This is a genomic window from Trinickia camelliae (genome assembly GCF_053525655.1).
Genome location: NZ_JBCHAA010000017.1, coordinates 52,310 through 64,701 on the forward strand (window position 1 = coordinate 52,310; position 12,392 = coordinate 64,701).

General features: G+C 62.8%; 13 protein-coding genes and 1 pseudogene. 8 read left to right on the forward strand and 6 right to left on the reverse strand.

The features are described 5' to 3' along the window. Nucleotides 1–40 precede the first annotated feature (40 nt). Nucleotides 41–1,516 carry an MFS transporter gene (locus tag AAHK20_RS25425; protein WP_449184268.1) on the forward strand — a complete coding sequence of 492 codons (1,476 nt, stop codon included), beginning with the start codon at nucleotides 41–43 and terminating at the stop codon, nucleotides 1,514–1,516. Between the two features lie 54 nt (nucleotides 1,517–1,570). Here AAHK20_RS25425 and AAHK20_RS25430 read toward each other — a convergent pair whose 3' ends face one another. After that, nucleotides 1,571–2,164 (reverse strand): nitroreductase family protein, encoded by a 594-nt coding sequence (locus tag AAHK20_RS25430; protein ID WP_449184269.1) that lies wholly within the window; start codon nucleotides 2,162–2,164, stop codon nucleotides 1,571–1,573. Between the two features lie 143 nt (nucleotides 2,165–2,307). After that, nucleotides 2,308–3,594: an MFS transporter gene (locus tag AAHK20_RS25435; protein WP_449184270.1), complete on the reverse strand. Its 1,287-nt coding sequence runs from the start codon at nucleotides 3,592–3,594 to the stop codon at nucleotides 2,308–2,310. Nucleotides 3,595–3,829: 235 nt separating this feature from the next. On the opposite strand from AAHK20_RS25435, the gene AAHK20_RS25440 reads away from it, so the two are divergent. Beyond that, a complete protein-coding gene (locus AAHK20_RS25440; protein ID WP_449184271.1) occupies nucleotides 3,830–4,450 on the forward strand; it encodes a TetR/AcrR family transcriptional regulator in 621 nt (206 codons plus the stop codon). A gap of 31 nt (nucleotides 4,451–4,481) precedes the next feature. Beyond that, nucleotides 4,482–5,042, forward strand: coding sequence for a DUF1415 domain-containing protein (locus tag AAHK20_RS25445; protein ID WP_449184272.1), 561 nt, complete (start codon nucleotides 4,482–4,484; stop codon nucleotides 5,040–5,042). On the opposite strand, the gene AAHK20_RS25450 is transcribed toward AAHK20_RS25445, so the two are convergent. Further along, nucleotides 5,029–5,865, reverse strand: coding sequence for a class I SAM-dependent methyltransferase (locus tag AAHK20_RS25450; RefSeq protein ID WP_449184273.1), 837 nt, complete (start codon nucleotides 5,863–5,865; stop codon nucleotides 5,029–5,031). The two genes, AAHK20_RS25445 and AAHK20_RS25450, sit on opposite strands and share 14 nt — an antisense overlap. Before the next feature lie 410 nt (nucleotides 5,866–6,275). On the opposite strand from AAHK20_RS25450, the gene AAHK20_RS25455 reads away from it, so the two are divergent. Then, nucleotides 6,276–6,596 carry a type II toxin-antitoxin system HicA family toxin gene (locus AAHK20_RS25455; protein ID WP_449184274.1) on the forward strand — a complete coding sequence of 107 codons (321 nt, stop codon included), beginning with the start codon at nucleotides 6,276–6,278 and terminating at the stop codon, nucleotides 6,594–6,596. A gap of 86 nt (nucleotides 6,597–6,682) precedes the next feature. Here the strand turns inward: AAHK20_RS25455 and AAHK20_RS25460 are convergent, their stop codons facing one another. Further along, complete coding sequence (locus AAHK20_RS25460) at nucleotides 6,683–6,895, reverse strand: DUF1059 domain-containing protein (RefSeq protein WP_449184275.1); 213 nt, start codon at nucleotides 6,893–6,895, stop codon at nucleotides 6,683–6,685. A gap of 174 nt (nucleotides 6,896–7,069) precedes the next feature. Between AAHK20_RS25460 and AAHK20_RS25465 the strand changes: the two genes are divergently transcribed. Continuing rightward, nucleotides 7,070–8,365, forward strand: coding sequence for a TIGR03862 family flavoprotein (locus tag AAHK20_RS25465; RefSeq protein WP_449184276.1), 1,296 nt, complete (start codon nucleotides 7,070–7,072; stop codon nucleotides 8,363–8,365). Between the two features lie 42 nt (nucleotides 8,366–8,407). Here the strand turns inward: AAHK20_RS25465 and AAHK20_RS25470 are convergent, their stop codons facing one another. After that, nucleotides 8,408–9,538 (reverse strand): methyltransferase, encoded by a 1,131-nt coding sequence (locus AAHK20_RS25470; RefSeq protein ID WP_449184277.1) that lies wholly within the window; start codon nucleotides 9,536–9,538, stop codon nucleotides 8,408–8,410. 90 nt (nucleotides 9,539–9,628) lie between these two features. On the opposite strand from AAHK20_RS25470, the pseudogene AAHK20_RS25475 reads away from it, so the two are divergent. Next, nucleotides 9,629–9,774, forward strand: a pseudogene (locus AAHK20_RS25475) (RNA polymerase sigma factor SigJ); the annotation flags it as partial. Nucleotides 9,775–10,279: 505 nt separating this feature from the next. Here AAHK20_RS25475 and AAHK20_RS25480 read toward each other — a convergent pair. Next, entirely contained in the window at nucleotides 10,280–11,017 is a 738-nt protein-coding gene (locus AAHK20_RS25480) for a hypothetical protein (protein WP_449184278.1), read from the reverse strand. Between the two features lie 121 nt (nucleotides 11,018–11,138). Here AAHK20_RS25480 and AAHK20_RS25485 point away from each other — a divergent pair, with 121 nt between their 5' ends. Both AAHK20_RS25485 and AAHK20_RS25490 read left to right on the forward strand, forming a co-directional pair. Continuing rightward, nucleotides 11,139–11,456 (forward strand): cellulose synthase, encoded by a 318-nt coding sequence (locus AAHK20_RS25485; protein ID WP_449184279.1) that lies wholly within the window; start codon nucleotides 11,139–11,141, stop codon nucleotides 11,454–11,456. 232 nt (nucleotides 11,457–11,688) lie between these two features. Next, nucleotides 11,689–11,943: a major capsid protein gene (locus AAHK20_RS25490; RefSeq protein ID WP_449184280.1), complete on the forward strand. Its 255-nt coding sequence runs from the start codon at nucleotides 11,689–11,691 to the stop codon at nucleotides 11,941–11,943. The last annotated feature ends 449 nt before the right edge of the window (nucleotides 11,944–12,392 follow it).

Here is a 12,392-nt window from a genome sequence, read left to right on the forward strand (position 1 = left end):
CGCGCTTTGCGCGCAAGGCGGGTTCAGGAGCATCCACGCAATGACTCACGAAACCATGTCGCAGACGGCGCCCGACATCATCGAAACCGACCTGCCCTCCCGCCTCGACCGCCTGCCGTGGGGACGCTTTCACACGCTGATCGTCGTCGCGCTGGGCGTCACGTGGCTCTTGGACGGCCTCGAAGTCACGCTCGCGGGCTCAGTGGCAAGCGCGCTGAAAACCAGTCCGGTGCTGCGTTTCTCCAACGCCGACGTGGGCTTGGCGAGCAGCGCCTACATCGCCGGGGCCGTGCTCGGTGCGCTTTTCTTCGGCTGGCTCACCGACCGGCTCGGCCGCCGCAAGCTCTTCTTCATCACGCTGAGCCTCTATCTGGCGGCAACAGCGGCGACCGCGACCTCGTGGAATCTCGCGAGCTTCATCGTGTTCCGCTTCCTGACCGGCGCCGGAATCGGCGGTGAATACGCGGCGATCAACTCGACGATTCAGGAATTCACGCCGGCCCGCGTGCGCGGCTGGACCGATCTCGCTATCAACGGTACGTTCTGGGTCGGCGCCGCGCTGGGCGCGGGCGGTTCGATCGTGCTGCTCGATCCGCATGTGCTGCCAGGTGACTGGGGCTGGCGCGCATGCTTCTTCATCGGCGCGGCGCTCGCGCTCGTCATCGTCTTCATGCGGATGTGGATACCGGAGAGCCCTCGATGGCTCCTCACGCACAATCAGCCGAGCCCTGCCCGCCAGATCGTCGAGGCGATCGAAGCGCGCTTCCGCGAAACGGGCCAAGTGCTGCGCGACGAGAGCGTGCGCGTGCTGCGGCTGCGCGAGCGCAAAGGTACGGCGCTGCGCGAGGTGCTGCATGCGCTCTTCGTGCTGCATCGACGGCGCTCGCTGGTCGGCCTCTCGCTGATGACGGCGCAAGCGTTTTTCTACAACGCGATCTTCTTCACCTACGCGCTCGTGCTGACCGAGTTCTATCGCGTGCCGGGCGACCATGTCGGCTGGTATTTGCTGCCGTTCGCGCTCGGGAATTTTCTCGGGCCGCTAGTGCTCGGCCATGCGTTCGACGCGATCGGCCGCCGCGCCATGATCGCGTTCACGTATGCGATATCCGGCGTCCTGCTGATCGCTTGCGGCTATTTGTTCGAGCGCGGCTCGCTCAACGTCGTCGAGCAGACTGTCGCTTGGATGGTGATTTTCTTCTTCGCGTCGGCGGCGGCGAGCTCGGCGTATCTCACCGTCAGCGAATCGTTTCCGCTCGAAATCCGCGCGCTCGCGATCGCGGTCTTCTATGCGTTCGGCACCGCGCTCGGCGGGATCGCCGGGCCGGCGTTCTTCGGGCGGCTCATCGATACGCATCAGCGCAGCGAGGTGTTTTCCGGCTATCTGGTCGGCTCTGCGCTGATGATCGCCGCGGCGCTCATCGCGGCGATCTGGGGCATCAACGCCGAGCGCAGGCCGCTCGAGAATGTCGCGCTGCCGTTATCGGCGGTGAGCGACGATCAGGCGGCGCCTCAATAAAAAACGCGCAGACAAGGCTGCGCGTTTCATGCCTGATCGCGAAAGCGGCACCGATCAGAACGCCTTCTTCCACGCCCCCGCGTAAGCGATCTCGCCGAGCGGCAAGCGCGTGCGCGGTGCCTTTTCGCGTTCGCGCAGCACCGGATCGAGCTTGTCGACATCGCCATGGTGGCCGATCGAAATGAACGCGATCGCTTCGACATCGTCCGGCAGCGCGAATGCCTCGTGGAACGCCTTCTGGTCGAAGCCGCTCATCTGGTGCGCGGCGAGACCCAGCGCGTGAGCCTGCAGCACCAGCGAGAAACCCGCTGCGCCCGCGTCGTACGACGCGACACGGTTCACTTCGCCCTTCGCGTTCAGCTTGTGCGCCGTCACCGCGATCAGCACCGGCGCGTTCGCGTTCCAGCCTTGGTTGAACGGCACGAGCGTCGCGAAGGCGCGCTTGAACGACGCTTCGTCGGCATGACGGTCGAACACCATGAAGCGCCACGGCTGCATGTTGTAACCCGACGGCGCCCAACGCGCCGCCTCGAGCACGGACTGCAGCTGCTCGCGGCTGATTGGTTGGTTCGAATAGGCGCGCGGGCTCCAGCGGCCAGCGATCAGTTCGTGAATCGGGGTTTCGGTCGGTGCGGGTTTCTTTGACATGAGCTTCTCTTGGTCAAGTTCGGAAAACGGCGGCCAGCGCCCGGCCGCATAGCATAACCGTCCTCGTGGAAGCGCGCTCACCCGTTCGCGCAAAAGCAATTCACCCGCATCGACTTGGCAAAGCAAACCCGTGACTGACCGCCTTAAGCCGCAGACGCCGCCGCGCCGACCTCCCCACGCCGATTGATGCGCAACACGATGAACGACGCGATCAGACACAGTCCGCCCGAAATCGTCGACGCCACCGTGTAGGTGCCGAGACTTGCGCGCAGCATCCCGGCGCCGAGCGCCGCGAACGCCGCGCCGAGCTGGTGGCCCGCGACGATCCAGCCGAACACGACGGGCGCGGCGTCCTTGCCGTAGACGTCGGTGGTGAGGCGCACGGTGGGCGGCACGGTCGCGATCCAATCGAGCCCGTAGAACACCGCGAACAGCGGCAGGCCGAAGAAGTCGATACCGAACGCGTGCGGCAGGTACATGAGCGACAGACCGCGCAGTCCGTAGTACCAGAACAGCAGCACGCGGCTGTTGAAACGGTCGGAGAGCCAGCCTGAGAGCGTCGTGCCGAACAGATCGAAGACGCCCATCGCCGCGAGCAGCGACGCGCCCTGCACTTCCGACAAGCCGTAGTCGCCGCACATCGCGATCAGGTGCGTGCCGACGTAACCGTTGGTGCTCGCGCCGCAGATGAAGAAGCTGAAGAACAGCAGCCAGAAGTCGCGTGTCTTGCTCGCCATCGCGAGCGTGCCGAACGCAATGGCGAGCGGGTTCTGCTTGGCGGCTTCGTTCTTGATGGGCGCGTCATGCGGCTCGCCGAACGGCCGCAGCGACAGATCGGCCGGCCGCTCCGGCAGCAGAAACGCGACCAGCGGCAACACCACGGCAGCGACCGCCGCGACGATCAGCACGACCGCACGCCAGCCCTGGTGCTCGACGACGGCGGCGAGCATCGGCAGGAACACGAGCTGCCCCGTGGCCGAGCTGGCGGTGAGCATGCCCATCACGAGACCGCGATGCGTCGTGAACCACCGGGTCACGACCGTCGCCGACAGCGTCAGCGCCGCCACGCCCGTCGCGCCGCCCACCATCACGCCCCAGATCAGAATCATCTGCCACGGCGCCGTCATCAGCGACGACAGCGCGACGCCGCACGCCATCGTGGCGAGCGCGGCCAGCACCGTCGGCCGCACGCCGAAGCGCTGCATCGCGGCCGCGGCGAACGGGCCGGTCAGGCCGTACAGCGCGATGTTGACCGAGATCGCGAGCGAGATCGTCGCGCGGCTCCAGCCGAATTCGTGTTCGAGCGGCACCATCATCACGCTCGGCGTGGCGCGGGTGCCCGCTGCCGCGAGCAGCACGAGGAAAACCACCGCCGCCACGAGCCAGCCGTAGTGAAATCTCCCGCGTATCAGTTTTGTTGCCCAGTTCATCGAGACTCCGATCCGCGCGGCCTTACAAGGCGACGCAGCAGTTGATTGTTGCAAGTTCTGACAAATATCTTGTGACCGATCGGTAACAATCTGAGTTGCGATGCTAGTTACCGATCGGTAACATGTCAAGAGATCACCCTGAGACGCGGACGGATATCCGTGGAGCGGCGCATCGCGGCGCGACGCCTTCACCCGCGTCGCATCAAGACTTTTAAGCATTCAAGCAGGAGCCATCGTGACTCGAACCACTACCGATAAATCCTCCACGACACGCACCCGCGCCCACACCGCGGGCACCGAGGCGCAAGCGCAGTTGCTGAACGCCGCCAGTGAGCTGTTCTACCGGGAAGGCGTTCGGGCGGTCGGCGTCGATGCCGTGGTCGAACGGGCGGGCGTCAACAAGATGAGCTTGTACCGGCAGTTTTCGTCGAAGGACGATCTCGTCGTCGCGTATCTGGAGCAGTCCGACGAGACGTTTTTCGAGCGCTTCGAGGGCAGCATCGCGAAGCATCCCGGCGATCCGGTCCGCCAGCTCGCGCAGTACTTCGGGGATTTGTGCGCGCGCGCGTCCGTCGAGGACTATCGCGGGTGCCCGTTCGTGAACGTGTCGGCGGAGTTTCCCGACGCGTCGCATCCGGCGCGGCTGGTCGTGTCGCGCAACAAGGCGAAGCTGATGGCGCGGCTCACGGAGATCGCCACGCAAGCCGGGGCCGATGACCCGCAGGCCTTGGCAGACGCGCTCGCGCTGTTGATCGAGGGCGTCTACGCGGCAAGCCAGACGTATGGCCCCGGATGTGGGCCGATCAAGGCGGCGCCGCGCGTGGCTGCGCAACTTGTCGCGGCGGCGTGCGCTTAGAATGCACGCTTTCGATTGACCCCAACGCCCCATGCCGACGCCCGCCGACTCCCACGACACCATCCTCGCCGCCACGCGCCACTGGCTGACGCGCGCGGTGATCGGGCTGAACCTGTGCCCGTTCGCGAAGAGCGTGCATGTGAAAAATCAGATCCGTTATGCGGTCAGCGAAGCGACGGACATGGAAGGCGTGTTGACGGATCTCGAAGCCGAGCTGAACGGGCTTGCGAACGCCGATCCTGAGCAGATCGACACGACGCTTGTGATCTTCCCGCACGCGCTCGCCGATTTTCTCGACTTCAACGATGGCTTGTTCTTTGCGGAGCGTTTGCTCAAGCAAATGCGGCTCGAAGGCACCCTGCAGATCGCGAGCTTCCACCCGCAGTATCAGTTCGAAGGCACCGAACCCGACGATATCGAGAACTACACGAACCGCGCGCCATATCCGATCCTGCATCTGCTGCGCGAGTCGAGCATCGAGCGCGCGGTCGATGCGTTCCCCGACGCCGCCGATATCTACGAACGCAATCAGGAAACGCTGCGCCGCCTGGGTCACGAAGGCTGGCGCGAATGGATGCTCACGCAGGCGTAAAAAACCGCTCCCGCAACTCGTCGAGCCCAAGCGTGTCGAGCACTTCCCCCAGCCGCTCCGCCGCACGCCGCCGCGGCAAGTCCTTGTACTGCGCGATGATCAGCTCGTTCTTCATCGAATGCTCCCAGCCGACGAGCTCCGTGACGCTCACCTGATAGCCGTGCGCTTCTAGCTGCAAGCAGCGCAGCACGTTGGTGATCTGGCTGCCGAATTCTCGCGTGTGCAGCGGATGGCGCCAGATCTCGGTCAGCGCATTGCCGAGCGACTTCCCCTTGTTCTTGCGCAGCACGCCCGCCACTTCCGCCTGACAGCACGGCACGAGCACGATGAACTGCGCGCGCTTTTCGAGCGCGAAACGGATGGCGTCGTCGGTTGCGGTATTGCAGGCGTGCAGCGCGGTGACGATATCGATCGTCGCCGGCAGGCGATCCGAAGCGATCGATTCCGCCACCGACAAGTTCAAAAACGACATCCCCTTGAACCCAAGCCGCCCCGCCAGCTCGGTCGACTTTTCGACCAGCTCCTCGCGCGTCTCGATTCCATAGATGTGCGAAGAACCGTCGCCGGGCTGCTCCTTGAAGAACAGGTCGTAGAGGATAAAGCCCAGGTAGGACTTGCCCGCGCCGTGGTCGATCAGCGAAACGTGACCCTGTTTTTGCTGGACTTCCGCGAGCAGCGGTTCGATGAACTGGAACAGGTGGTAGACCTGCTTGAGCTTGCGGCGGCTGTCCTGATTCATCTTGCCGTCGCGCGTCAGGATATGTAGTTCCTTCAGCAGCTCGATCGACTGATTTGGACGGATTTCGTGGGTTTTGTTGGACATCTTGAAGACGCTAGGCGGCAAGTCGCACCTATACGTGCGACAGCCTACAGAAGAAGAGAAACAATCGCGTCAGTTTACCGAAAAGCGCGCCGCACGACGTTTCGTACCCGCGCGCGAACCCGAGAGACGGAATGGAACGCTTCATGCATATCACGCACACCAGCAATCGAACGCATAAACGAGGTTCGCTCGACACGCAAAATACAGGGAGACAACACGGGGACACGTCGCGGCAAAGCGGCGCCACGCGGCAAGGCGCAGAATGATCGGATGCTCGCGACGGACTCGATCGTATCGGAGGTGTGCGATTGGCGCCGTAGCGCGCCCGCACACGTTACGTAACTCGATCATGCATGGCGCGGCGCGCTTGATCGCCGCGCGGTACCCAAGTTGACGAAAGGACGACAGCGATGGCTACGATACCTAACGGAGACGCGGAGCAACAGTTTCAGGAGATGCTCACCAAACTGCTGGCGACACCCTCCTGGTCCGAAAAACAGCAGCTCGAACTCGAAATGGCGCGCGACATTTCGGTCGAGATGCTGCGTATGGCCGAACTGATGCGCGACGGAGACGCCGGGCTCGAAAACTGCCTCACACTGCTCAAATACGCAAAGGTGATGGATTTCATATTGACGACGCTCGCATCGAGACGCGAGATCAAACCGCAGACGCTACGCGTCATCTTCAAGCTAGCCGGACTCAAGGTGGACGAGGCTTACCCCGGCTGAGCGCGGGCACGAGCAGGTTCGCTCCTGCGCGGACCTGCGCTTCCAAGAAGCGAGCCTGACGGCGGCATCACGTCTCGCGGCAGCCCTCAAGCGCTGCGCGGGGCGTCGACAGGCGGCGTGCCATCGTGAAAGAGCGACTTGAGTTGCGCCCGCAACTCAGGCGAATCGGCATGTTTGTGTACCGCAACCGCGTGCTGCACGGCGGCCTCCAGCAATTCGCCCTCCGAATCAGCGGATAGCGCCACCGAGCAGCCCATATCGCTCGGAAATTCGCGGCAGTCGATGTATTTGCGGGTCATGGCGCTCTCCTCATGATGGGAAAGGGTATTGAAAGAGTATAGGAGCCGGATTGCGGATTGAAAGGCGGCGATGGGACAATAGCGCCCCCGCCTGCCGGCTCTTTTGCGCGCTTGCTTGGCTTATCGGCTACGCGCGCAGGGGGCGGCCCAGCTTGGTTTTCCGATCCGCACCGCATGTCCGTTCAACACACTGAATCTCCTTTTGTCGCCGTCGTTGGCGCCGGTCCTGCCGGGCTGATGGCCGCCGAGGTCCTGTCGCGCGCAGGCGTGCGCGTCGACGTCTTCGACGCGATGCCCTCGGCCGGGCGCAAGTTTCTGCTGGCCGGCATCGGCGGGATGAACATCACGCATTCCGAACCGCTCGACGCGTTCGTCGGGCGCTACGGCGCGCGGCGCGATACGCTCGCGCCGCTCATCGACCGCTTCGGCCCTCAAGCATTGCGTGAATGGGTGCACGGGCTCGGGATCGGGACGTTCGTCGGCAGCTCGGGGCGTGTGTTTCCGACCGAGATGAAGGCCGCGCCTTTGCTGCGCGCGTGGCTGCATCGGCTGCGTGAGGCGGGCGTGCGGCTGAATATGCGGCATCGGTGGGTGGGTTGGACCGATTCGTCTTCGCGCGAAGCGCCGCATACGCTGCGCTTTGACACGCCTGAAGGCGAGCGCATCGTGCGGGCCGATGCGGTCGTACTCGCGACGGGCGGTGGAAGCTGGCCGCGTCTTGGCTCCGACGGCGCGTGGGTGCCGCTCTTGGAAGCGCGTGGCGTGGAAGTGGCGCCGCTCAAGCCGTCGAATTGCGGATTCGACGCGAGCTGGAGCGCTTTCTTTCAGGAACGCTTCGCCGGGCAGCCGGTTAAATCGGTCGCGATCGGCCTCGCGTCACGCAACGACAGCGACGGCGACACGCCGCCATTCCGCCAAGGCGAGTTCATCGTCACGCAGACGGGCATCGAAGGCAGTCTCGTCTACGCGCTGTCGGCGCCGATCCGCGATGCCATCGAGGCCAACGGCGAGGTCACGATATGGCTCGACCTCGCGCCCGGATGGAGCGCCCAGCGCGTCGCCGACGAGCTGATGCGCCCGCGCGGCGCGCGCTCGATGTCGAGCCATCTGCAAAGCAAGCTGCACATCACGGGCGTGAAGCTCGGGCTGCTGCGCGAATGCTTGTCGAAAGACGAGTTCGCCGATCTCGAGCGGCTTGCGCGAGCGATCAAGGCGCTGCCGCTGCGGCTCACGGGCGTCAAGCCGATCGACGAGGCGATCAGCAGCGCGGGCGGCGTCGCGTTCGAAGCGCTCGATGCGAACCTGATGGCCGAGCGCCTGCCCGGCGTGTTCTGCGCGGGCGAGATGCTCGATTGGGAAGCGCCGACTGGCGGGTATCTGCTGACTGCGTGCTTTGCGAGCGGTGCGGCCGCTGGGTGCGGGGTGCTCGAGTTTTTGGCGCGCGAACGTGCGACTCGCGCGACGGATTAGATTCGTGAGCCGTGGCGCACTGCGCGCCCCGCGAAAATCACCTCACTTCACTTTCAATCGCCACAACGACGTCACTTCCGCGACCCGCGCCTGATAAAGCGGATCGCTCGCATCCGACGCCTTCGGATGCTTTGGCTTGATATCGTCGCGGCCCGCGACTCGCAGACCCGCCGCTTCGATCATCGCAAGCAGCGCGTCGCGCGAGCGCAAGCCGAGATGCTCCGCGAAATCCGACATGATCAGCCAGCCCTCGCCGTTCGGCTCGAGATGCGCCGCCAGGCCATCGAGAAAGCCGTGCAGCATGCGGCTATCCGGGTCATAGACGGCTCGTTCGATCGGCGAGCTCGGCCGCGCGGGTAGCCAGGGCGGATTGCAGACGACGAGCGGCGCGCGACCTTCCGGAAAGAGATCGGCCTCGACGATGTCGACCTGCGACTGAAGACCCAGCCGCGAGAGATTCTCGCGAGCACAGGCGAGTGCGCGCGGATCTTGATCGGTCGCGACGATGCGCTTCACGCCGCGCTTCGCGAGCAAGGCAGCCAGCACGCCCGTGCCCGTGCCGATGTCGAACGCCAGCGCTTGCGAAGACAGCGGCGCCTTGGCGACCAGGTCGACATACTCGCCGCGCACCGGCGAAAACACCCCGTAGTGCGGGTGAATGCGCTCACCATCGAGCGCCGCAATCTCGACGCCCTTCTTGCGCCACTCATGAGCGCCGATCAAACCGAGCAGCTCTCTCAGCGATACGACCGACGGTTCCTCGCCTTCGCCATACGCTTCCGAGCACGCGTCGCGCACGTCGGGCGCGCGGCGCAGATCGATCGAGTAATCGGCTTGCAGCGGAATCAGCAGCATGCCGAGCGTGCGCGCGCGTTGCGACTGCGCTTGGCGGTGGAGATTGAACGCGTCGAGCGCAGACGTTGCGGCTTTGCGCGGCTTGCGATCGGCGCGTCGCGACATCGCCTGCAGCAATTGGCGCGCGTTCTGAAAGTCGCCGCGCCAGAGCAGCGCGATGCCTTCGCAGGCTTGACGATAGGCGGCGTCGGCGGTGGTGCGGTCGTCGGCGATCGTGACGCGCTTGGGCGGCGGATTGCCGGCCTCGGAGCGCCAACGGACGGTGTGGGTGGTGCCGGCGGCGGGGTCTGTCCAGGTGAGGATGGGGAAGTCGGTCACGGGTCGAGCGTCGAGGTGGAATTAGGCTTGCGGCGCAGGAATGACGGGGGCGGCGCGCGCCGTATCGCCGACACGATACTCGGTTTTATCGTGCGCTATGGATTTATCAATGGCTTGCCCGGGTTCGTGACGGTCGAGCCGGGTGATGTGCTGCAGACCACCGCGCTGCGCAGATCGAGGATGGGAAGATCGTCGCGATTTATGTCGTGCGAAATCCCGATAAGGTGAGGCATTTGGGCGGGATGCCGTGCATTGAGCGGCTTGCCGTTTTTTCAAGCAACAAAAACAAAACGGGCTACGCAAACATTGCGTAGCCCGTTTTTGCTGATACTTGGTGCCGGCTGCAGGACTCGAACCCGCCACCTGATGATTACAAAGCATCGAAATTAATTCGAACAATCAGATAGATAAGTGAATTTTCCGTCTACAAAGACTGGCCTTCAGGACCTTTGAATGCGCCGCGGCGCATAGGCTGACTTTCGCTTTGTAGAACACTTCCGAAGAATTATCGCCGGCTTGTCAGCGCGAGTCGCTGGGCGGCGGGCCGGTCTGGTTCCAAGCATGCGGATGAAGGCGTTAAGCGTGTTGCGAGCCAATCGAGGTGGGCTAAAGCGAAGATGTAGAGAGCGATTCGTGGCCGCCCCCTTTATGGGGAAGCCTGAACGTTCTTTGTAACGTTCGCATCACCCGAGCTGCTGCTCCGCATGCCTGTTCGAGACAATGCGGAGTAGCGACAACCGGCTATTTGGCTCGGTCGGACAAAGTGGATTTCAAGTCAGCAATCATCTTCTCGTTTGAGTGATGGCGCTCGATGATTTCGTCGAGACGTTTGACCTGTCGTTGAATCGCGTCAATTTCAACTGTCATGTGACGCGCCTCAGCGTTCTCCAACGAACGCCCAAGTAGGCGCTTTACGGCTTTGAGCGCGGCCTCAGTCTCGTCATAGTCCAGGTGCGGCATGTCGGCGTGAAGCTTTATTTCGGCCTCTCGCAGTTGGGCAGAGAACTTCGTCCGCCTTAGGCAGTCTTGAAGCTCCGGTGTGCGGGCGTGATCAAGTTGACCTGCCGCTCTCAGCACTTTGTCGATCCTTAAGCCTGCCCCCCAATCCGGATCAATGTCCAGGTCTACCTTCAACCATTGCGCGGCGGCCGCTTCAGCGGCGCTTTTTGCGGCCAGCGCTTCGCGAAAATATCGACTGCTCGATGGTTGTGCTTCGCCTCGGTACGGGAAACCTTGGTTGCCTGGCGCAATGTGCCCGAAGTTTGGATCGGAAATACCCGTAGCCATCCAAAAGGCGTGCTCCGGGTACTTCGTGGCGATTGCTTCGATCATGTCAGGCATTACTCGTTGGCGACCATGCCAGACGGCTTTCCAGCGATTTGCGTCGATGCCCGTTGCGTCCTGAAGCGCCTTGAAGCGCCTTCCGTCGGGGACTTCGTACTCAATGATGGCGCGAAGTCGCGCATCTATATTTGCCATGGGAATCTCCTTGACGAAAATAGAATTACGATCTACATTTCTGTGCACCACATACACATACGTGGGGCTGTAGATACCATTCTCGCTCAAATTATCGATCTTTCAAGGTATGGAGTGTCTCATGTCCAAGCAAAAGCTGACCATCTTGTCCATCAACACGCGATCCGGCACCAGTTTGAAAACGGGCCGTCCGTATTCGATTCGCGAAGCTCAGTGCATTTTGGAGCAGTCGTCGGACGGGGTGCCGAACATCGTCGTCGGTGTGATCAACCTTCCCGACGCCCTGGCTGATCGCACGCCGGGGGAATACCTTGCGGAATTCGCGTTGGCGCAAGGGAACGGGTCTGATGCCGGCCGGTTGGTGCCGCGCATCGTATCGCTTGTTCCCTATGGTCTGCCGAAAGCTAAGCCGGCTGCGTCTGCGGGCGTTGCGGCGTAATCGGCGAATTCTCGTCTATGGACAGACTCTCTTCCTTCGCCGTAGATCCAGTTTCCTCTCAATTAGCACTGCTAAATCTAATGGTGGCGGTCTTCTTGATTTGCAGGGGGTTGGATTATGTGACTCGTACATTTTTTCGGCGTGACCCGCCAAAGAAGTCGATTCGTTCGATGCCGGCCCAGTCGGACGAATCCAAATCAACGGGCCGTGTAAAACCTGAGAGAGGTTGAGTATGAAGATGATGAAACGTGCTGCAGCGGCAGTGAAGCGCAATGGTTTTGCTGTCGCAACGGGTGCGGCAGCACTTGTTGCCAGCACTTCGGTGTTTGCCCAAACGTCGGGCACGACGGGAACGATTAACGATGCGCCGATCGTGTCGTCGATCACCGGCGTGACGAGCAACGTGCAGGACATCGGCGCTGCCGTGCTTGCCGTTGTCGTGTGCGCCTGGGGCTACCGCGTGGTTAAGGGCTTCCTCGGCCGTTGAGCACCGGGCGTTTAGCGCTTGCTGGATGAAGGCGTTCGGGGCGATACCGGACGCCTTTTTTCTAGTGGGGGGGTGGGGTATGCGGGTGGTGCTTGCTTTATGTCTGCTCCTGGCTACGTCGGCCGTGTTCGCGCAGGCATCGGGGGTGCAGTTTTCAGGTGTCGTGTGCGGGCCGTCCGGGCTGTCCGGAGTGACATACGTTACGGAAGGGGGGCGATCAGTGAACTGCGGCACGGACTCGAACGGAGGCCAGCTTGTGTTGCAAGTTTCGACGTTGTCGGGCGTTCAGCCTGTCGAGGGCGGCGAAGTGACAGGGCTCGATATCGGAGGAGCGGTCCTAGCGGTTATGGCAGCCGCTTATTGCTTTCGTGCGTTGAGGAATCAGTTCGACTCTTCCGGAGAGGCGTAGATGACTTGGTACTACGAGTGTGTCGCTGTCGTCGTAGCGA

What these genes read in the sequence shown, in the direction of transcription:
- AAHK20_RS25425 (WP_449184268.1), top strand. Translation starts at nt 41, where the DNA reads ATGACTCACGAAACCATGTCGCAGACGGCGCCCGACATCATCGAAACC.
- AAHK20_RS25430 (WP_449184269.1), bottom strand. Translation starts at nt 2,164, where the DNA reads ATGTCAAAGAAACCCGCACCGACCGAAACCCCGATTCACGAACTGATC.
- AAHK20_RS25435 (WP_449184270.1), bottom strand. Translation starts at nt 3,594, where the DNA reads ATGAACTGGGCAACAAAACTGATACGCGGGAGATTTCACTACGGCTGG.
- AAHK20_RS25445 (WP_449184272.1), top strand. Translation starts at nt 4,482, where the DNA reads ATGCCGACGCCCGCCGACTCCCACGACACCATCCTCGCCGCCACGCGC.
- AAHK20_RS25450 (WP_449184273.1), bottom strand. Translation starts at nt 5,865, where the DNA reads ATGTCCAACAAAACCCACGAAATCCGTCCAAATCAGTCGATCGAGCTG.
- AAHK20_RS25455 (WP_449184274.1), top strand. Translation starts at nt 6,276, where the DNA reads ATGGCTACGATACCTAACGGAGACGCGGAGCAACAGTTTCAGGAGATG.
- AAHK20_RS25460 (WP_449184275.1), bottom strand. Translation starts at nt 6,895, where the DNA reads ATGACCCGCAAATACATCGACTGCCGCGAATTTCCGAGCGATATGGGC.
- AAHK20_RS25465 (WP_449184276.1), top strand. Translation starts at nt 7,070, where the DNA reads ATGTCCGTTCAACACACTGAATCTCCTTTTGTCGCCGTCGTTGGCGCC.
- AAHK20_RS25480 (WP_449184278.1), bottom strand. Translation starts at nt 11,017, where the DNA reads ATGGCAAATATAGATGCGCGACTTCGCGCCATCATTGAGTACGAAGTC.
- AAHK20_RS25485 (WP_449184279.1), top strand. Translation starts at nt 11,139, where the DNA reads ATGTCCAAGCAAAAGCTGACCATCTTGTCCATCAACACGCGATCCGGC.
- AAHK20_RS25490 (WP_449184280.1), top strand. Translation starts at nt 11,689, where the DNA reads ATGAAGATGATGAAACGTGCTGCAGCGGCAGTGAAGCGCAATGGTTTT.